15 protein-coding genes and 3 tRNA genes are annotated in these 19,551 nt (G+C 63.0%); 3 read left to right on the forward strand and 15 right to left on the reverse strand.

Annotation, left to right across the window (positions count from 1 at the left end; genetic code table 11):
* Positions 1–461: 461 nt before the first annotated feature.
* The 14 genes from ABIV12_RS09475 to uvrB form a co-directional block, all read right to left on the reverse strand.
* Positions 462–538: transfer RNA gene (locus tag ABIV12_RS09475), tRNA-Pro, on the reverse strand.
* 59 nt (positions 539–597) lie between these two features.
* Positions 598–1,338, reverse strand: coding sequence for a TPM domain-containing protein (locus tag ABIV12_RS09480; protein ID WP_348058604.1), 741 nt, complete (start codon positions 1,336–1,338; stop codon positions 598–600).
* Between the two features lie 69 nt (positions 1,339–1,407).
* A complete protein-coding gene (locus ABIV12_RS09485; RefSeq protein WP_348058606.1) occupies positions 1,408–1,764 on the reverse strand; it encodes a MerR family transcriptional regulator in 357 nt (118 codons plus the stop codon).
* Entirely contained in the window at positions 1,745–2,044 is a 300-nt protein-coding gene (ihfA, locus tag ABIV12_RS09490; protein WP_348058608.1) for an integration host factor subunit alpha, read from the reverse strand. The genes ABIV12_RS09485 and ihfA overlap by 20 nt, the downstream gene beginning before the upstream one ends.
* 1 nt (position 2,045) lies before the next feature.
* Complete coding sequence (gene pheT, locus ABIV12_RS09495; protein ID WP_348058610.1) at positions 2,046–4,415, reverse strand: phenylalanine--tRNA ligase subunit beta; 2,370 nt, start codon at positions 4,413–4,415, stop codon at positions 2,046–2,048.
* 95 nt (positions 4,416–4,510) lie between these two features.
* Positions 4,511–5,506, reverse strand: a complete 996-nt coding sequence (locus ABIV12_RS09500) for a phenylalanine--tRNA ligase subunit alpha (RefSeq protein WP_348058612.1) — start codon at positions 5,504–5,506, stop codon at positions 4,511–4,513.
* Between the two features lie 285 nt (positions 5,507–5,791).
* Entirely contained in the window at positions 5,792–6,151 is a 360-nt protein-coding gene (rplT, locus tag ABIV12_RS09505) for a 50S ribosomal protein L20 (RefSeq protein ID WP_348058614.1), read from the reverse strand.
* Positions 6,152–6,163: 12 nt separating this feature from the next.
* Positions 6,164–6,361, reverse strand: a complete 198-nt coding sequence (rpmI, locus tag ABIV12_RS09510) for a 50S ribosomal protein L35 (protein ID WP_348058616.1) — start codon at positions 6,359–6,361, stop codon at positions 6,164–6,166.
* A 151-nt stretch (positions 6,362–6,512) separates the two neighbouring features.
* Positions 6,513–7,037: a translation initiation factor IF-3 gene (gene infC / locus ABIV12_RS09515; RefSeq protein WP_348058644.1), complete on the reverse strand. Its 525-nt coding sequence runs from the start codon at positions 7,035–7,037 to the stop codon at positions 6,513–6,515.
* Positions 7,038–7,077: 40 nt separating this feature from the next.
* Positions 7,078–8,982: a threonine--tRNA ligase gene (thrS, locus tag ABIV12_RS09520; RefSeq protein WP_348058618.1), complete on the reverse strand. Its 1,905-nt coding sequence runs from the start codon at positions 8,980–8,982 to the stop codon at positions 7,078–7,080.
* A gap of 227 nt (positions 8,983–9,209) precedes the next feature.
* Positions 9,210–9,284: transfer RNA gene (locus tag ABIV12_RS09525), tRNA-Val, on the reverse strand.
* A 142-nt stretch (positions 9,285–9,426) separates the two neighbouring features.
* Positions 9,427–10,386: a response regulator gene (locus ABIV12_RS09530; RefSeq protein ID WP_348058620.1), complete on the reverse strand. Its 960-nt coding sequence runs from the start codon at positions 10,384–10,386 to the stop codon at positions 9,427–9,429.
* Positions 10,383–11,729, reverse strand: coding sequence for an ATP-binding protein (locus ABIV12_RS09535; protein ID WP_348058622.1), 1,347 nt, complete (start codon positions 11,727–11,729; stop codon positions 10,383–10,385). Before ABIV12_RS09535 ends, ABIV12_RS09530 begins: the two co-directional genes overlap by 4 nt.
* Before the next feature lie 102 nt (positions 11,730–11,831).
* A complete protein-coding gene (gene uvrB, locus ABIV12_RS09540) occupies positions 11,832–13,853 on the reverse strand; it encodes an excinuclease ABC subunit UvrB (RefSeq protein ID WP_348058624.1) in 2,022 nt (673 codons plus the stop codon).
* A gap of 180 nt (positions 13,854–14,033) precedes the next feature.
* Here uvrB and ABIV12_RS09545 point away from each other — a divergent pair, with 180 nt between their 5' ends.
* From ABIV12_RS09545 to ABIV12_RS09555, 3 genes are all read left to right on the forward strand, one after another.
* A complete protein-coding gene (locus tag ABIV12_RS09545) occupies positions 14,034–14,600 on the forward strand; it encodes a GspH/FimT family pseudopilin (RefSeq protein ID WP_348058626.1) in 567 nt (188 codons plus the stop codon).
* A 34-nt stretch (positions 14,601–14,634) separates the two neighbouring features.
* Positions 14,635–14,711 (forward strand) — tRNA-Asn (locus tag ABIV12_RS09550).
* A 338-nt stretch (positions 14,712–15,049) separates the two neighbouring features.
* On the forward strand, positions 15,050–16,753 hold the full coding sequence (locus ABIV12_RS09555) for a 6-pyruvoyl-tetrahydropterin synthase-related protein (RefSeq protein WP_348058628.1): 1,704 nt from the start codon (positions 15,050–15,052) through the stop codon (positions 16,751–16,753).
* A 289-nt stretch (positions 16,754–17,042) separates the two neighbouring features.
* Here ABIV12_RS09555 and ABIV12_RS09560 read toward each other — a convergent pair whose 3' ends face one another.
* Positions 17,043–19,295, reverse strand: coding sequence for a hypothetical protein (locus ABIV12_RS09560; RefSeq protein ID WP_348058630.1), 2,253 nt, complete (start codon positions 19,293–19,295; stop codon positions 17,043–17,045).
* Positions 19,296–19,551 lie beyond the last annotated feature (256 nt).

A 19,551-nucleotide genomic window follows, 5' to 3' on the forward strand; every position in this document is an offset into this window, starting at 1 on the left:
AACGCGTCCGGGCTACGAACGATCCCGACTCCAGCACATTTGCAGCCTCACGGACCCCGAGGCAACCAGCGCCGCGCGCGCGCGATTTCCAGTCTGGATCTCACGACGCGACCAGGCACCAAACCGCAGGAGCTTCATGACGCGATGGGCGTATGAAGCCCTTACTCGCGGATCGATGCCGCCAATCTGGACAGCCTTCGCCAAGATTTTGCGCGGGCAATTTGCCCTGACATCTCACCGCCGAAGCGCGCGTATTGAATCAGACTCTGGTGGTCTCTCGTGAAACGCCGCCCGCGTTCCTTTGCAGAGGGAGGACGATGTCGTCGGTGAATCACATCACTGCATGGACCGCGCTGGCCGAAGGCTGGATGGGTACGCAGGACACATCCCGAGAACGTCCTCGACCATGAGAAAGGCGGAAAAACCCACGCCTGTCGCCGTCACTGCTGCACATCAGAAATTGGTCGGGGCGGCCGGATTTGAACCGACGACCCCCTGCCCCCCAGGCAGGTGCGCTACCAGGCTGCGCTACGCCCCGAATTGAAATACGTTGAACAGAACAATCAGAAATTATAGCAGACCGATGCCGACGAGATTCTACCAATCTCCCGATGCGCCGCCCCCTGCCGAGCCGCCACCGCCGCCGCGATAGCGGTCAGACGATTGGCCTGACGAGCCGCCACTGGAAGACCCCGGCGTCAGGCGGATCGAAATCACCGACGGGATCCAGAGGAGCCAGTCCAGCACGCGCCAAAACCCGCGTCTCTTGCGGGGCAACCAGCCCAGCCATTCGGCCAAAAGCACAATTGCTGCAAGGCAGAGAAGAACGACCAGGACGGCGAGGAAACCTACGAAAAGTCGATCGCGATGGGCGTCGAACCAACTGACACGGTCGGGTGCCGCAGCCATGATTTCGGCGGCGCCATGCGCAAGAGCGTAGTGAAGCTCACTCGCTCCTGCAATCACCGCACCGACAGCATCGTCGGCACGAAGATGAGGCAGGACACGTTTTTCCAGCAGTGCCAGCTTCAAGCCTTCATCGACACGATCGCGCAACTGCTCACCGACATCGATTGCAGCGGCGGCCGACTCGGGCGCGATCGCAAGCACGATGCGCCGTGAGGCGTCCGCGCATTGTGTGTCCGCAAACGCCTGCAACGCCGCCGTGGCCGCGACCTGCACCTCAATGCAGATGCCAGTTTCTTCCTGATATTGTCGAAGCTGTGATCCGATCGCCTGCACTTCGGCCATGTGCATCCGGTCGAGCAGATGCGCAGGATCGTGTACATGTTCCGCAACTGGCCACGCCGAAGCCACTGCAGCTGTGTGCAGGTGCATGACAACACAGAAAAAGACACCACGATTGAGCACGTGCGCGCATCTCCCGCACGGAGCGACGCGCTCCGTCTAGCGACGCAGGATCTGCAGAACTTCCTCGAGCTCCTGCCGCACCTGACGAACGATCTGGCTGGAAATCGTCGACTCGACGCGCGCCTGCGAGCCTTCGAGCCGCTGGCGTGCGCCGGTGATCGTGAAACCCTGGTCATACAGCAACGAGCGGATCTGACGAATCACCAGCACATCGTGACGCTGGTAATAACGGCGATTTCCGCGGCGTTTCACCGGCTTGAGATTGGGAAACTCCTGTTCCCAATAGCGAAGCACATGCGGCTTGACGCCACACAGTTCGCTGACCTCCCCGATGGTGAAATAGCGTTTCGCCGGGATGACCGGCAATTCGCTATTACTGCCCTGATCCAGCATAGGCTTCGACCCGGATCTTCAGTTTCTGCCCCGGCCGGAACGTCACCACCCTCCGCGCGGAGATTGGAATCTCCACACCGGTCTTGGGATTACGTCCGGGACGTTGGTTCTTGAATCGCAGATCGAAATTGCCGAAACCCGACAACTTCACCTGCTCCCCTTTTTCCAGTGCATCACGTACCACTTCGAAGAACGCGTCGACGAATTCCTTGGCTTCCCGCTTGTTCAAACCGACGTCAAGGAACAGACGTTCGGCCATTTCCGCCTTGGTCAACGCCATCCTACCCCCGCAACTTCGCATTGCAAACCGATTCCAGGGCAGCGACCGCGAGGGCCACGCAACGATCTGCGTCCTGATCCGTAAGCGTGCGGTAACGGTCCTGTAAAATCAAGCCTATAGCGAGGCTTTTGATGCCCGATCCGAGGTTGACTCCGGCGTATCGATCGAACAGGACGATGTCGGACAGGGATTCGCCAACGGCAGCACGAATCGACGATTCGACCGTCGCGTAGGGAACGTCTTCGGCGAGTTCGAACGAAAGATCGCGCCTGACCGCCGGAAACCTCGAGAGAGGCGCCGCCTTGGGGAGAGGACGCGCGGAGACGAGGGCCACGTCGAGTTCGAACAGGAACAGGTCGTCGGCGACATCGAGCGTTCGGGCGAGATCCGGATGGAGCGCGCCAAGATGCCCGACCCGCACACCATTCCTGGCCACTGCAGCGCCCTGCCCCGGATGCAGCCACGTCGGCGTATCTGCAGCAATGACGAATTCGCGCGGCACATTCGTCAGTGCCAGCAGGGATTCAACGTCTCCCTTGAGGTCGAAAAAGTCGACGGCACGACGGACTTCGCCCCATTGCTCGGCAAACGAAGCGCCACAAGCGACGCCGGCAATGCGCAGGGTTTCCGCACTGCCATTGCGGAACACGTTGCCCACTTCGAACATGCGCACGCGTTCCTGCTGCCGACGGCGGTTCGACGCCACGGCGGCAACGAGGCCCGGCAGCAACGAGGTGCGCATCACACCCAGATCGGCCGACAGCGGATTGGACAGCGCGATCGCCCCATCGGCCATGCGCCATTTCGCAAGCAACTCGTCGGCGACGAACGCGTAGCAGACGGCTTCGACGTAGTCCCGGGCGACCAGCTGCGACCGCAGTCGGGCGATATCGAGAACGGCTTCCGGCAGCACTGGCGCGCGCAGGTCGCCGCGCGGCGCGCGCGTCGGAACCCGCTCGTAGCCAAAGACGCGAACCACTTCCTCAATGAGGTCTTCCTCGATCGCGAGATCGAAGCGCCAGCTCGGCGGCGTCGCGCGCCAGCCATCCTCCGTCGCGACAACGGCGAGCCCGAGGGAATCGAGGATCCGCGCGACGTCGGTATCGGGGATCTGAAGATCGAGCACACGCGCAAGGCGCTGACGACGCAAAGCGATCGGTGCACGCGACGGCAGGTCGTCGGCGCGCACCCTTTCGGTGATCGGACCCGCGCGGCCGCCGGCAATGCCGATGAGCAATTCCGTTGCGCGTTCCATCGCGGCACGAGGGAGTTCCGGGTCGACGCCCCGCTCGAAGCGGTGAGACGCGTCCGTGTGCAGGCCGAGTTTGCGCGCGCGACCCATGATCGCCGATGGCGCGAAGTGGGCGCTTTCGAGAAAGACATCCTGCGTGGTGTCGGTGACGCGCGAATCGAGCCCGCCCATCACGCCGGCGAGGCCGTGGAGGCCGTGATCGTCGGCAATCACGAGAAAACTTGAATCCAGGGTATGCACCTGGCCATCCAGCAGCGTCGCGCGTTCGCCCGCTGTCGACTGGCGAACCACCACAGGACCGGCAAGCTTCGCGTGGTCATAGCCATGCATCGGCTGGCCGAGTTCGAGCATCACGTATTGCGTGACGTCGACCACCGCGCTGATCGGGCGAATTCCGCTGCGGGTGAGCCGCGCCGTCAACCAGGGCGGCGTCTTCGCGTTCGCATCGACCCCCTCGATCACGCGTCCGAGATAACGCGGGCAGTCGGCGCCGGCTGCGAGCCGCACGTCGCGCGACGCGCTTGAGGTCACCGCAACCGGCAACGTTTCGATGAGATGGAACGCCGTGCCGAACAATGCGCCCGTGTCGCGCGCCAAGCCCTGCAAACTGAGGCAGTCGGGACGATTCGGCGTGAGCTTGATCTCGACGCTCGCATCCGGCAGGCCGAGGTACGCCGCAAGCGGCTGCCCAACCGGCGCGTCGGAGCCAAGTTCGAGCAGCCCCGACGCATCGGCATCGATGCCGAGTTCCTTCGCCGAACAGAGCATGCCGTTCGATTCGACGCCGCGCAGCGCGGCCTTTTTGATCTGCATGCCATTCGGCATGGTGGTGCCGACCGTCGCGAGCGGCGCCTTCAGGCCAGCGCGCGCATTCGGCGCGCCGCAGACGATCGTGAGCGGAGCATCGTCACCCGCGGCGACCTGGCAGACCTGCAGCTTGTCGGCATTGGGGTGGCGCTCGCAGCCGACGATTTCGCCGATGATCACGCCGTCGATTGCCGCGCCATGCGTTTCAACGCCTTCCACTTCGAGGCCCGCCATCGTCAGGCGATGCATCAGCGCGTCGCGATCAACCGGAATGTCGACCAGGGTGCGGAGCCAGTTTTCGCTGAATTTCATGTTTGGAACCGGAATTGGGGAATGGAGAATCGGGAAACGAAAGCGGCGAGTGGGCAAGCTGTGGCTCGCCGATCCACAATTCCCATTTCCGGCTCTCAGGCAAATTGCCGAAGAAATCGCAGATCGTTCTCGAAGAAATGCCGCAGATCGTTGACGCCATAACGAAGCATCGCAAAACGTTCGCCACCCATGCCGAATGCAAAACCGGTGTAGCGCTCCGGATCGATATTGCAGGCGCGCAGCACGTTCGGATGCACCATGCCGCAGCCGAGCACTTCGAGCCACGACGAGGTGCCATCGTCCCGGTCCCAGCGAATGTCGACCTCGGCGCCCGGTTCGACGAACGGAAAATAACTGGGGCGGAAACGCATCTCGAAATCGCGCTCGAAGAACGCGCGCACGAATTCGGCGAGCGTTCCCTTCAGGTCCGCGAAACTGACGTCCTCGCCCACCAGCAGGCCCTCGATCTGATGGAACATCGGCGAATGCGTCTGGTCGGAATCGCTGCGGTAGACTTTGCCGATCGAGATCACGCGTATCGGTGGTTTGCGCTCCAGCGCGGCGCGAATCTGCACCGGCGAGGTATGCGTGCGCAGCAGCCGACCGTCCGGAAACCAGAAGGTGTCATGCATCGTGCGCGCCGGATGATCCGGCGGAAAATTCAGCGCTTCGAAGTTGTGCCAATCGTCCTCGATCTCGGGGCCGTCCGCGAGTTCGTAGCCCAGACGCGCAAAGATCTCGACCGCCCGATCGAGAGTGCGGGTGATCGGGTGCAGACCGCCAAGCTGGGCACGCCGCCCCGGCAAGGTCACGTCGACGCAGTCCGTCGCGAGGCGGCGATCAAGTTCGATCGATTCCAGTTCCGCCTTGCGTGCGGCGATCGCCTCGGCAATGCGTTCCTTGGCGCGATTGACGTCGGCGCCACGCGACTTGCGCTCGTCCGCCGGCAAGGTGCCGAGGGCCTTGAGCGCAGCGGTGATGACGCCGCTCTTGCCGAGCAGCGATACGCGCAGGGCGTCCAATGCGTCGAGCGCTTCCGCACCGCGCACATCATCGATCGCCCTGGTCACGCTGGAATCGAGTTCGTCCATCGACAACGCTCCGGAAAACGCAGCTTGGCACACGTTCCGGCCGTCATTCCCGCGAAAGCGGGAATCGCTCCACACGAGCGAAGCGGGTCATCCAACCGCCGTGACGCAACAACGTCAAATGGGTTCCCGCGTTCGCGGGAATGACGTCACGGGCAGTGAGTGGATTCGCGTGCCGCAAAAAAAACGGGGAGGAAGCCTGGCCTCCTCCCCGCGTACTTTCCATCTGAAAGTGCGGCCTCGAACGACCGCTACCTGATCGCCGCGCCCACGATCGGGCGCAACGGATCAAGCCGCCAGGCTGGCCTTCGCTTTTTCCACGAGGGCGCCGAACGCCTTGATGTCGTGGAATGCGATGTCCGCGAGGATCTTGCGGTCGACCGTGATCTCCGCTTTCTTCAAGCCATTCATCAGGCGGCTATAGGAAATGCCGAACATGCGGGCGCCTGCATTGATGCGGACGATCCACAGCGCACGGAAATTGCGCTTCTTCTGCTTGCGGCCGATATAGGCGTACTGGTGCGCCTTGGTGACGGCCTGCTTCGCGACGCGATAGACCTTGCGACGCGCGTTGTAGTAACCCTTGGCCTTGCCAATGAGCTTCTTGTGACGACGGTGGGCGGTAACGCCACGTTTGACTCGTGCCATGTCTCGTCCTCCTTATGCGTAGGGCAACATGCGGGCGACGCGACCTGCATCTTCCGCGCGCACATGGTTGGTGGCACGAAGGCCGCGTTTCCGCTTGGTCGACTTCTTCGTGAGGATGTGGCTCTTGAACGCGTGTCCGCACTTGAACTTGCCGGACGCCGTCTTGCGGAACCGCTTCGCAGCGGCCCGATTTGTTTTCATCTTGGGCATGACAAAACTCCGTAGTGATCTCTTCGTGACTGGCTCGAGCGGCGGCGTGAACCGCGCTTTCCATCCTGCTCGTTCCGGCTTGTGTGGCCCATCGAAGGGCCTCTCCTGGATCCGTCGCCGCAATGGCCGGCGACAAAACTGTTGCGTGTTCCTACTTGGTTTTCTTCGGCGCGATCATCATGACCATCAACCGGCCTTCCATTCTCGGGTACTGCTCGATCACCGCTTCCTCGATGATGTCCGCCGAGATCTTGTCGACCATCGCGCGCCCCAGTTCCTGGTGCGCCATTTCGCGACCGCGATAGCGGATCGTGATCTTGACCTTGTCGCCTTCCTCAAGGAATCGTCGAAGATTACGCATCTTGATCGTGTAATCGCCGATATCGGTAACCGGGCGGAATTTCAGTTCCTTGATCTCGACCTGCTTCTGCTTCTTCTTCGCCGCATGCGCCTTCTTCTGCGCATCAAACTTGAACTTGCCGAAATCCATGATCCGGCACACCGGTGGATCGCCGTTGGGCTGGATCTCGACCAGGTCCATGCCGATTTCCTGGGCCATGGCCAGCGCTTCGTCGCGGGTCAGGATGCCGACCTGCTCACCCTCCGCGCCAATGACACGCACCCGCGGGACGCGGATTTCCAGGTTCCTGCGGTTCGGTTTGCTATCGGTGGCGATACTTCAATCCTCCAAGGGAAATCACGGCCGGGTTCGCGACTCAGTTTCGCGCGCACTCGGACTTCAGACGTTCGGCAAAGGCTTCGATCGACATCGACCCGAGGTCCTCGCCCGCCCGTGTACGCACGGAAACAGCCCCCGACTCCTTTTCACGGTCACCCACGACCAGGAGGTAGGGAACTTTGCCGAGCGTATGTTCACGGATTTTATAGCCGATCTTCTCGTTACGCAAATCGGCCTCGATGCGGAAACCTTGCCCCACAAGGGTTTGCGCCGTTTCTGCCGCAAAACTGCGCTGAGCGTCAGTAATGTTGATGACCACCGCCTGGACGGGCGCCAGCCATGGCGGCAGCAGCCCTGCATGGTGCTCGATCAGGATTCCGATGAACCGCTCCATCGAGCCGACAATCGCGCGGTGGAGCATCGCGGGATGCTGGCGCTGGCTGTGCTCGTCCACGTACTCGGCGCCGAGACGCTCGGGCATCATGAAATCGACTTGCATGGTGCCAACCTGCCACGCACGGCCGATCGAATCCTTCAGGTGGTACTCGATCTTGGGGGCATAGAAGGCACCCTCGCCCGGCAACTCCTCCCACTCGACACCTGCGGCCCGCAAAGCACGACGCAGCATGCCCTCGGTGCGGTCCCAGAATTCATCCGAACCGATGCGCTTTTCAGGGCGCAGCGCCAGCTTGATGGCAAGATCGGTGAAGCCGAAGTCCGCATACACCTTCATGGCCTGCAGGTGGAAAGCCGTGACCTCGCCCTCGACCTGCTCCTCGGTACAGAAGATATGCCCGTCGTCCTGGGTGAACGCCCGCACGCGCATGATCCCGTGCAGCGCACCCGATGGCTCGTTGCGATGGCAGCCTCCGAATTCGCCGTAGCGGATCGGCAGCTCGCGATAACTGTGCAGGCCGGTGTTGAAGATCTGCACATGCCCCGGGCAGTTCATCGGCTTCAGCGCGTAGGTGCGCTTTTCCGACTCGGTGAAGAACATGTTCTCGGCGTAGTTGTCCCAGTGGCCCGACTTCTTCCACAGCGACACGTCCAGCACCATCGGGCAGCGCACTTCCTGATACCCGCTGGCCTTGTAGACGCCGCGCATGTACTGCTCGACCTGCTGCCAGATCGCCCAGCCTTTCGGATGCCAGAACACCATGCCCGGGCTTTCTTCCTGCTGATGGAAGAGATCGAGCGCCTTGCCGATCTTCCGGTGGTCGCGCTTCTCGGCTTCCTCGATCTGATGAAGGTACGCAGCGAGGTCCTTGTCGTTGAGCCACGCGGTGCCGTAGATGCGCGACAACATCGCGTTGTTCGAATCGCCACGCCAGTACGCGCCGGCCACCTTCATCAGCTTGAACGTGGCGAGCTTGCCAGTGTTGGGAACGTGGGGGCCGCGGCACAGGTCGGTGAACTCGCCCTGCGTGTACAGGGACAGATCCTCGTTCGCCGGAATGCTCTCGATGATCTGCGCCTTGTACTCCTCGCCCTTGCCGCGGAAATACGCGACGGCCTCGTCGCGGCCCATCACGACGCGCGACACCGGCAGCGCCTCGGCGACGATCTTCTTCATCTCCGCTTCGATCGCCACGAGGTCGTCAGTGGTGAACTGGCGCTCGAATGCGAAGTCGTAGAAGAACCCGTTGTCGATCACCGGACCGATCGTCACCTGCGCCTGAGGGAACAGTCGCTGCACCGCCTGCGCAAGCAGATGCGCGGTCGAGTGGCGGATGATGTCGAGCGCTTCCGGGCTCTTGTTCGTGACGATCTCGAGCTTTGCGTCGTGATCGATCGCGCGGCTGGTGTCGACCAGCTGGCCATCGACCTTGCCGGCCAATGCGGCCTTGGCGAGACCCGCGCCAATGGAGGCGGCGACGTCCTGCACGGTGACCGGGTGATCGAACGATTTCAGGCTGCCGTCGGGGAGCGTGACATGGATCATGGGGTTCTTCTCGAAAAGTCCGGCATTGCCGGAGAGGCCCGCCGACTCGACGACCGTGGCCAGCGACGGAAACAAAAAAAGGGCGCATCGCGCCCTTTTCATTTCACCATGGGAACGATCGCGCGCGTATCAGATGTGGGTGAAGGTTCGCGTCATGGTGATCGTGTTCTTTCGAACTACGTGTCCTGTCGGTCGAGTGCAAAAACCAGCTTCGTGAAACTCTCCACTGGTGGGCGGTACAGGGATCGAACCTGTGACCCCTACCATGTCAAGGTAGTGCTCTACCGCTGAGCTAACCGCCCGGTCGTGAAACGTTGGCACCTCCGCCTGACACGCGAAGCCCCTGCAAGCGATGACAGATGCCACGCGAGGGGCGCGCAAGGTAGCACACAGCCTGAAACGGGACAACACAAAATACGTTGACGACGGTCGGCGCGGATGTCCTCAGGCAATCCGCGTGATCGCTGCCTCGCGCAACCGTCGCCAAGCCTGCAGCAGTCGACCCGGCATTGTTGCCGCTTCAGCGCGCGGCGCCTCGACTGCATGCCGGCGCAGCAGATTCGATGCAACCCGCATTTCCGCATGCCGCTCCAGGCCGGCGATCAGGCCGCGCCGCAACAATTCGCGCGGCGGCGGGTTGAGCAGGAACCGGAAGATCTGTCCTTCATTGATGAGTCCGATCACCAGCCGGCTGTCGCGCAGCGGCGAGACGACCACGGACAGCGTGGCCGGCCGCAGCCGCTTCAGTTGCTTGAGCGAATCGGCCACATCGCCATTGGCGCTGGCGAGTTGGGCGACGACCATCGCGACGTCCTTCTCGGCGAGGATATCCAGGGCCGCTTCGAGGCTGGTCGCATGGGCGACATGCACCGCCGTTGGCAGGAGGTCGCGCACCAGCGCGACCAGATCGCCCGATTCGTCCAGCACCACCACCCTCGCCGCAATCGCGTTGAACGAAATCCCGCCCTCCGCTGACTTCGCGCGCGCATCGCGCGGGATAGCGGACCGCGATGCCGCGGCGAACTCGCTCATTGCGATCCCCGCTGCCTCCGCGACCGAATCCACCAACGCCACTCCGTTCCACGGTTTTTCGACGAAGCGGAAGATCTCGCCTTCGTTGACTGAATCGGTCACCGCGTCCATGTCCGCGTAGCCCGTCAGCAGAATCCGCATCGTCGACGGCGAGTGTTCCGCCACCTCCCGCAACACCGCGACGCCACTCATTTCCGGCATGCGCTGGTCGCTGACGATCACGTGCACGGGACGCCGCTTGACCCAATCGATCGCTTCGCGACCCGACGTGGTTGTCAGGATCTCGAACCGCCCACGGAACAGCATGCGAAGGGACCGGAGGATGCGTTCCTCATCGTCGACGAACAGCACACAGGGCAAGTCCGCCGTCATGCCGGCGCGCCTTCGATGCCACGTACCGGCAGCACGATGAGGAATCGGGTACCGACGCCCACCTTGGACCGCACCTGGATCACCCCACCATGCTGCTCGATGATCTGATGTGAGATTGCCAGACCCATGCCGCTGCCCTGCCCCACCGGCTTGGTCGTGAAAAACGGATCGAAAATGCGCGGGAGATCCGCTGCAGCAATGCCCTTCCCATTGTCTTCGACCAGCACCAGCACGCGCCGGTCGAGCGCCTGCGTCCGCACCACGATCCTGCCGTGCGCGTGGTCGATGGCCTGCGCGGCATTGCTGATCAGGTTCAACAACACCTGATTGATCTGCGCGGGCGCGCAGTCGATAGGCGGAGTCTCGCCCGCGTCATGCACGACCTCGATCCCTCGCTTGCGCACGATGTGCTGCACGATGCGCAACGCGCTCTCGACCAGCGCGTTGAGATCGGCTTTCTGCAATCCGGCCTGATCGAGCCGGCTGAAATCCTTGAGATTGATGACCAGCTCGCTGATCTGGCCGATGCCGTGCACCGTGTCGTCAAGCAACGCGCACAGGTCGTCGAGTGCGGCGGCGTCGATGCGCGGCCGCAGGTCCTCGATTTCGGCCAGTCGCAGGTCGAGCTCCGCGCCGGGTTCCTCGGTTCCTGTCAGCGCGGCAATCACAGATTCCTGTGCCCCGACCAGCTGCGCTGCGTCGCCCAACGTCGCGCGCGTCATCTCGACGTTGTTGCGCACGTACCCGAGCGGCGTGTTGATCTCGTGCACGAGGCCCGCAACCATCTGCCCGAGAGACGCCATCTTTTCCGACTGCACCATCTGCAACTGCGACGACTTTACCCGCGCATACGCACGCTGGAGTTCGTCGCCGTGTTGCGAAAGCCGACTTTCGACCGCGCGCAGTACATCGAGCACGAGGCCCGTCCCTGCATACCGTCCGCTGTCGTCGACGAGGATGAAATCCTCGGTGATGGGGCTGGTGATGTTCATCGCCACCGCCCGTGCCGCTTCGTCGATGGGCGTCGCCGACGCGAGCATCAGCGGCTTCGCATTCATCACCGCCGTGATGGAGCGACGCCCGAACAACTCGCGCCCGTAGGGCATCAGGAAGATGCGCATCAGCTCGTAGCGGCTGATCAAACCGAGTGGCGTTTCGTTCAGACCGACGACCGGCAGGCTCAGCAGGCCGGCGTGTCGTGGCTCGAGGAACAACGGGGCGACATCGAGCACGCACATCGACGGATCGATGGCTGCGGTCGCCAGCAACAGGCTGCTGATCTGCGTGGCGACCACGTCGGCAGCGATCGGCGCGGGTTTGCGCGCCTGCAAGGGTCGGATCATCGTCAACGGCTTCGGCGGTGAACGCACACGGCACACCGCATGCATCCCGGTAAAACGCCAAGCCTAGTCGGGTGAAAAGTCAGGCCCGTGACGCGCGGCGCATCAGCCGAGCAAGCCGACCTCGCGGGCGCGATGGATCTCGTCACGAAGGCGCGCCGCGTCCTCGAACTCCAGATCCTGCGCGTGTTTGTACATTGCCGCTTCGAGTTGGCGGATCTTCGTCGACAGCTGTTGCGGCGACATTGCGCGGTAGTCCGCCTGCTGCTCGGCGACCTTGCGCGCCGCCGCGCCACGGCCACGCGGCTTGGCCGCTTCTGCCTCGCGCGCACCTTCCATCACGTCATTGATGCGGCGGACGATCGACGCCGGAGTGATGCCGTGATCGAGGTTGTACTGCACCTGCACCGCGCGTCGCCGGTCGGTTTCGTCGATTGCCGCCTGCATCGAGTTGGTGATGCGATCGGCGTACAGGATCGCCTTGCCGCGCAGATTGCGCGCCGCGCGGCCGATCGTCTGGATCAGCGAGCCGGTCGACCGCAGGAATCCTTCCTTGTCCGCGTCGAGGATCGCAACCAGCGACACCTCCGGCATGTCGAGACCTTCGCGCAGCAGATTGATGCCGACCAGCACGTCGAACTTGCCGAGGCGCAGGTCACGGATGATCTCGACGCGCTCGACCGTCTCGATGTCCGAATGAAGGTAGCGCACGCGCACCCCGTGTTCCTCGAGGTATTCGGTGAGGTTTTCCGCCATCCGCTTGGTCAGCGTCGTCACCAGCACACGGTCGCCCATCGCAATGCGCGCATTCGCTTCCGACAGCAGGTCGTCCACCTGCGTGCGCGCAGGACGCACCTCGATCGGCGGATCGGTGAGCCCGGTCGGGCGCACCAGCAGCTCGACGATGTTTCCACTGGACTTCTCCAGCTCGTACGCACTCGGCGTCGCCGACACGAAGATCGCACGCGGCGTGCGCTCCTCCCACTCTTCGAACCGGAGCGGGCGGTTGTCCATCGCCGAGGGCAGCCGGAACCCGAAGTTGACCAGATTTTCCTTGCGCGAGCGGTCGCCCTTGTACATCGCGCCAAGCTGCGGAATCGTCACATGCGATTCGTCGACCACCAGCAGCGCGTCCGGCGGCAGATAGTCGAACAAGGTCGGTGGTGGCTCGCCGGGCGCGCGTCGCGTCAGGTGGCGCGAGTAGTTCTCGATGCCTTGGCAGTAACCGACCTCATTCATCATTTCCAGGTCGAACTGCGTGCGCTGCTGCAACCGCTGCGCTTCGAGCAGCTTGTTCTCCTTGTAGAGGTAATCGAGACGATCCTTCAACTCGACCTTGATTGTCTCGACAGCGTTGAGCGTGGCCTGTCGCGTGGTCGCGTAGTGCGTCTTCGGATACACGATGAAGCGCGGGATCTTGCGGATCACTTCGCCGGTGAGCGGATCGAAGATCGACAGGTTCTCGATGTCGCCATCGAACAGCTCGATGCGCAGCGCCTCGGTTTCCGACTCGGCCGGAAACACGTCGATCACTTCGCCGCGCACGCGATAGGTTCCGCGGCGCAGTTCGTAGTCGCCACGCGTGTACTGCAGTTCGGTCAGGTGGCGGATCAGCTCGCGTTGATCGGTATGTTCGCCGCGCGACAGGATCAAGCGCATCGAGAGGTAATCCTGTGGATCGCCGAGGCCGTAGATCGCCGAGACGGTCGCGACGATCAGCGCATCGGAACGCGACAGCAGCGCCTTGGTCGCAGCGAGCCGCATCTGCTCGATGTGCTCGTTGATCGACGCATCCTTCTCGATGTAGGTGTCACTGCCGGGGATGTACGCCTCGGGCTGGTAGTAATCGTAGTAGCTGACGAAGTACTCGACCGCGTTGTGCGGAAAGAACTCCTTGAACTCGCCATACAACTGCGCGGCCAGCGTCTTGTTGGGCGCCATCACGATGGTCGGCTTCTGGATGTTCTGCACCACGTTCGCAATCGTGAACGTCTTGCCCGACCCGGTCACGCCGAGCAGGGTCTGCTGGGCGAGGCCCGCTTCAAACCCGGCAGTCAGGCGCTTGATCGCGGCCGGCTGGTCGCCGGAGGGCTGAAACGGGGACACGAGTTGGAAGCGATCACTCATTGAGGGTTTCCGTGCGAGGGTGGGTCGCTGGAGACGAGTCCCCGCGAAGCGTTCCTACGATATCAAGGCGAGGCGCTCGCAGGACCGGTCGCACAATTCCTACGCCGGCTGCCGTCGCTCCGCCATCGCACCATATGGCGTCGTTTCCTAGCATTTCGAGGTCTTCCACGGAGCCTCGCCATGCAAACGGAATTGTCGCGCAACCGCGGTTTCACCCTGATCGAACTGTTGATGACCCTTGCGATCCTCACGGTCCTCGCGATGATCGCGGTACCTGCCTTCAGCGGCCTCATCGGTCGCACCCGCGGAAATGGCGCGAGCGCCGAGCTGAACAACGCGCTGAACATGGCCCGCCTGTCAGCGATGAGTCGCGGCACCCACGTCGTCGTCTGCCCGAGCGCGGACCAACAGCATTGCCTGCACGACCGCCAATGGCAACACGGCTGGTTGGTCTTCGCCGACCTCGACCACGACGGCGAGCGGTCCGCCGACGAAAGCGTCGTCGCCATCGCGCAGGCACAGCCTCAGGGAGTTGCGATCCTCAGCACCCGCGGACGGCTGCACGTGGATTACCGGCGCGACGGCAGCGCGGGCGGTACCAATCTGACCCTGACGGTTTGCGACCGGGGGGCAGGCGCCGCAGGTGCGATGAGCCTCGTGATCAACCAGGGCGGACGTGTCCGGCAGGGCACGCCGTCCGCCGGTGCAGCAGCCGAGTGCCTGCAGGTTGCCGCAACGGCGACTTGACGTTCCCACCCCGAGCAAAGAAAATGCGCGGCTCGCCCGAATAGCTCAGCTGGTTAGAGCACTTGACTGTTAATCAGGGGGTCGTTGGTTCGAGTCCAACTTCGGGCGCCAGTTCCATGAGGGCTTGCAGAGATGCAAGCCCTTTTGTTTTGGGGAGCAGGACGAATCAGGGCGGGTGCCGATTGAGTGGGCACATTCGCCGCCGCGGCGCGCGCGTGCCCGCCGGGTCGCAGTCGCCGCCTCCGCGATTCAACCTGCCAGTGAAGCCGGGAACGGATCGGACTCGCGCTCGAGACGCTGATGCGACCAGGTGAGCGCGCGACTGTGACAGCCGAGCGATGATGCGACGGCGGGCGCAAGCGTGCGATGCTCCGCCAGCGAAACAGGAAGTTCGCTCAACGGAGCGCCACGTGAGGGAATCCGCGCAACCACGGAGCAGACTCGGTCCGATGTCCGCCGAGCGTCGACTCTCATTCCTCTGCGCGCCGATCGCCACCCTCCTTTCGGCCGCGCTGCTCATTGCGTTCACCCCCGGTTTGGCCGCCTATTTCGATTGGCCTTTGCACCTGTGGTGGGCGCAGGAATTCAGCAGAAATCTTTCCGAGGGGACGCTCTATCCGCGGTGGATGGCTGGTGCAAACGGCGGATACGGCTCGCCGGCGTTCGTTTTCTACGGTCCCCTTGCCTATTGGGTGGCGAGCGCAGCGACAATGCTGTCCGGCTCGGCGCTTGCTGGTCTCAAGAGCGTCTACATTGCCGCCGTTCTGATTTCTGCCTGTTCGTGCAGCGCGCTGTACCGATCGCCGGGATCAGACGGGTGGCTCCTCGCGGTCACCGCGACGGTGTCTCCTCCGCTGCTGATGCTGGTGACGCACTACAACCTTCCGGCAGCGGCGCTCGCCGCCTCGATCTCTCCATGGGTGGTTGCAGGCGTCCAGCGCGCGCGAACGTGCAGCGCTCGAGACGTGTCGGCGATCGCGGTCCCGTTTGCGCTGGTTGCCCTGGCCCAGCTTCCCAGCGCATTCATGCTGGGCGTCGCGGCGTTGCTTCTTGCGACGACCCGACTCGGCGCGCCGTCGGGACTTCGCACGCTGTGGATCGTCGCGGGAAGTCTTGCGACAGGCATCGGACTCTGCGCGTTTTACGTGCTGCCGGCACTCTGGGAATTGCAATGGGTGCATGCTGATGCGTTGGTCGGCGGTGTACTCGACTGGCGAGCAAACCTGCTGTTCGATCCGGACGAGCCATTTCTGCAACGTGCTCGCGGCGACGCGCCCTACCTTGAACCGGTGGCGATGGGCGTGCTGTCGATTGCGACCCTCGCCTGGATTCGGCAGGAGTTCTCGGGAACCCACGCCAAAAAGATCGAAACGAGGCGCTGGTTTGTCTGCACGCTCGTGCTCCTGGCGCTCTGCACGCCGCTTGCCGCAAGCTTTTACACATACGTTCCGGGTGCTGCGTTCCTGCAGTTCGGCTGGCGATGGCTGCCGCTGGCGTCGATCTTTGCGTGGTCCGCCGCTTCGTCCATCTCTGGCCGAACTTCCAAAGCCAACACGCTTGCAGCGTCGATCGCTCTGCCTGCATTCGCTCTGCTTGCGTCCTTCCCACTGCTGTTCGGAACGGGCGGATCGCTGCCTCCAGTGAAACGAACCAGCGACGCACAGATCCGATGGGCGCTGAGTGCGAGTCGACTTAATCCACCCGAACACGTCCCGTTGTCGGTTGAAACAACGCCTTCGGGCACCAGTACGTCCAAATTGTGGACCACCATTTACGGCGATGCTGTCGCGACTCCGCTACTCGAGCGGGACGACACGCACGTGTGGCGGACGCTGGGCCGCACGGATTCCGTCGTGCGCATGAAAATCCTGTGCTATCCAGCGTGGCGCGTTCTCATCAACCAACAGGAAACGCCCATCGGCTGCGATCGCGACGGCGTCATCGTCGTCAAGGTTCCCCATGGCTCCCACGTCATCGAAGCCACCTTCGCGATGACGGCCGATCGATGGATCGGCTGGATCTCCAGCGTTCTCACTCTGACCGCACTGGGAGGGTTCGCAGGGTGGAGGAATTGGCGGTCAAGACCAAGACGATCATCGCGCTTCTCCTATCGCAATCCACGTCCGCAAGCTCCATCCGACCCAATGACGTGAATCGTGCGTTCCGAACAAAAAAACCAACGAAGGACACGCCAAACCGGCGGCGTGAGCGCCGGCATGTCACGCGACTCCGTTCCCGACGCGTCCGTCGGTCGCCACGACCGTGGCAGAGCGGTCGTGGCGCGGAAGGGAAAGGGGATCCGCGTGATCAACTCGGATTTCTGATCGACTGGCTCCGTTGCCCCTTTCCATCGAAACGCGTCCCGGCGATTTCCAGCGCGACCGGGATCGCCGATCGCGCCTCATTGCTCGCAATTCAGTGACGTTCCAAGCAATCCGGCGTTCAGTCGAATCCGCTCTTGAAAACGATGTCGCTGACCTGCACGGCGGCGGCATTCGAGTACTCGGATGTGTCATTCGTCTTGCAGCTCGACAAGAGGATTCCGTTGTTGCCGATGAAGCACTTCAGTTGCGCCTGCCAGCCGCTGCCGCCCGCGGGCGTGTCGGTGAGTGGCGTGATGTCGGTGGCGGTCATCACGATGCGGCGTCCCGGCGACACTGCGCTCAGCGATGCGAGGCAGCGCCCGCCGCTGCAGGTTCCACTGTTGGCGGGCTTTCCCTGCGCATCGGTCGACGCCAGCTGCTCGCCAAGAAAGGTCATCGTCGACGCAGCCATCGTCGTCGACGCATCGATCGCGAAGAACTCGAGGCGGAAGTTCGCCACGCCGTGGCTGGCCAGGGTCCACTGCAACGCGGTGGTGCCGCTGCTGCTGACCGGCGCGCCGGATCCGCTGCACGCGCCGGAGCCCTCGGTGCCGAGGCAGATCTGTGCTGGCGCCTGGTCGCGATTCGCGTAATTCACCGGAATTTCCGAATGCGGGCCATCGGCGGTGTTCACCGGATGCTCGAGGTCGATGTCGACGCCTGCCGTGGTGACGGCGTTGCCGAACACGCGATTGCGCTGGAACACGTTGCTCCAGCCATTCTGATCGCCGCCGCCATTGCGCAACGCGATGCCGTTGCGATGGTTTGCCACGATCACATTGGTGTCACCCCCGGCGGGCCCGCCAATGGTCGTGGCGCTGGATGCATCGATATGGATTCCGTCAACACCGTTGCCCAGAGTGAAATTTCCAGCGAACGACGGACTGACGCCGATCGAATTGCCGGCAATGCTCGTGCTGGCCGTGCCACTGCCGCGGACGACGATGCCGTGGCGTGCGTTCGCCGCGATGATGTTGCCGCCGCCGATCGCGTTGCCGCTGGCCGTCACGATGACGCCGTCGCCTGCATTGCCGTAGGCAGCTGAGTTGATCGGAGTTCCGGTAGGGAACTCGGCGAGACCGATCGTGTTGCCGAAGACCTTCACGCTGTTGCTCGCACCAGTGATGAGGATGCCGGCGCTGTCGTCGCCGAGGACATCCGGGAACGCATTGTTGTTCGCACCGTTGTTGTCGGCAATCACGTTGGCCGGCCCGATGACCAGCGACGTGAGGCTTGGATTGAAACTGCCAACGCTGCTGTCCGGGCGGGTATCGGTGACGATTCCGCTGAGCGCATTGCCGATGTGGACATTGGGAAGGGTTGCGCTGAGGCCGATGCGGTTGCCCATGATGAAGTTGGGAAGGAACACGCTGCCGGCGTCGACCCGGATCCCGTTGGCGCCGTTGCCGCTGATGACGTTGCCCGGCCCGATCAGGTTTCCAAAACTCGATCCGACCAGGTGCACGCCGTTGCCGCCATTCGGGATCGCGATGTTGCCGCTCAAGTCGGTGCCGATCATGTTGCCCGACACGGTGACCGCGGCAATGTTCTGGCTGAAGATCTCGACCCCGTTCTGGCCGTTGCCGGAGATCACGTTGTTGCTGATCAGCACCGGCTCCAGTGATGCGAGCGCCGTCGCCAAATTGCTGGCGAACGCGTTGATGTCCGATGCATCGACCGGTTGCACCGGAAAGTGGTCGTAGAGATCGAGCAGGACATTCGAACTCGTGTCCGGATAGACGTGCGAGGCGGACACCGAGATGCCGTGACCGACGTTCGGCATCGCCAGCAGGCCGGTCGTATTCACGCCGATGAAGTTGCCGGTGAAGATGTAATTGTGGCCGTTGGCGCTGATGCCCGAACCGCTGCAGTTGCCGATCACCAGATTGAAGACCTGGGAACCGGTTGCTCCGTCGCTGTGACCGACGTTGGCGGTGCCGGAATCGGTCAGGTCGAGGCAGCCATGTCCATTGCCATTGATCGTTGCGTGGTTGCCGTTGAGCGTGAACGGTGCGCGCATCTGGGCGAGGCTGCCGTTGATCACGGTGATCGTCGGCACGCCGATGTTGATGGTGTGAATACCGGCGCGCGTGTTGCCGAGCATGATCGCCGCACGCAGCGTGCAATGCGAGGTATCGCCCGACGCGGCGCAGTGGTTGGTGATGGTGGAATCCTGTCCTGCGTCCGCGCCGCTGTCGACGTTGAAAATGTCCGCGGAGGCGGGGATCGCGATCGCGCACAGCAGTGCGCCGAACAACCATTGCGTTTGCCACACCTTCTTCGCAAACGCAGCTCCGCTGCCGCGCACGCGCGCAGTTCGAATCGAATTCATGGTCTTCCCCTTCCTTCTTCAGTGCCCGCGAGCGACGTGCTCGCAACCGGGCTTGCTGACTGAAACCCCGAAGCGCCGCCGAACCGGACATCAGGCCGGCGCAAGCGCAGGGAGTGGAGGATCGCGGAAGTTTCCTTGCCGGACACGTTCCCGGCAAACACACCGAAAACGGGTTGAATCACGGTCCATCGAAGTGGACAGGCGTTTGACATCGCGCGGCGGCGGTAGCGAGCCGCGTGATGGTCTGCCAACCGGG

The organism is Dokdonella sp. (assembly GCF_039926425.1).
Lineage (GTDB): Bacteria > Pseudomonadota > Gammaproteobacteria > Xanthomonadales > Rhodanobacteraceae > Dokdonella_A.

Excerpts from the sequence above, each read along its gene's own strand:
- ABIV12_RS09480 (WP_348058604.1), bottom strand. The coding sequence starts at position 1,338 with ATGCACCTGCACACAGCTGCAGTGGCTTCGGCGTGGCCAGTTGCGGAA.
- ABIV12_RS09485 (WP_348058606.1), bottom strand. The coding sequence starts at position 1,764 with ATGCTGGATCAGGGCAGTAATAGCGAATTGCCGGTCATCCCGGCGAAA.
- ihfA (WP_348058608.1), bottom strand. The coding sequence starts at position 2,044 with ATGGCGTTGACCAAGGCGGAAATGGCCGAACGTCTGTTCCTTGACGTC.
- pheT (WP_348058610.1), bottom strand. The coding sequence starts at position 4,415 with ATGAAATTCAGCGAAAACTGGCTCCGCACCCTGGTCGACATTCCGGTT.
- ABIV12_RS09500 (WP_348058612.1), bottom strand. The coding sequence starts at position 5,506 with ATGGACGAACTCGATTCCAGCGTGACCAGGGCGATCGATGATGTGCGC.
- rplT (WP_348058614.1), bottom strand. The coding sequence starts at position 6,151 with ATGGCACGAGTCAAACGTGGCGTTACCGCCCACCGTCGTCACAAGAAG.
- rpmI (WP_348058616.1), bottom strand. The coding sequence starts at position 6,361 with ATGCCCAAGATGAAAACAAATCGGGCCGCTGCGAAGCGGTTCCGCAAG.
- thrS (WP_348058618.1), bottom strand. The coding sequence starts at position 8,982 with ATGATCCATGTCACGCTCCCCGACGGCAGCCTGAAATCGTTCGATCAC.
- ABIV12_RS09530 (WP_348058620.1), bottom strand. The coding sequence starts at position 10,386 with ATGACGGCGGACTTGCCCTGTGTGCTGTTCGTCGACGATGAGGAACGC.
- ABIV12_RS09535 (WP_348058622.1), bottom strand. The coding sequence starts at position 11,729 with ATGATCCGACCCTTGCAGGCGCGCAAACCCGCGCCGATCGCTGCCGAC.
- uvrB (WP_348058624.1), bottom strand. The coding sequence starts at position 13,853 with ATGAGTGATCGCTTCCAACTCGTGTCCCCGTTTCAGCCCTCCGGCGAC.
- ABIV12_RS09545 (WP_348058626.1), top strand. The coding sequence starts at position 14,034 with ATGCAAACGGAATTGTCGCGCAACCGCGGTTTCACCCTGATCGAACTG.
- ABIV12_RS09555 (WP_348058628.1), top strand. The coding sequence starts at position 15,050 with ATGTCCGCCGAGCGTCGACTCTCATTCCTCTGCGCGCCGATCGCCACC.
- ABIV12_RS09560 (WP_348058630.1), bottom strand. The coding sequence starts at position 19,295 with ATGAATTCGATTCGAACTGCGCGCGTGCGCGGCAGCGGAGCTGCGTTT.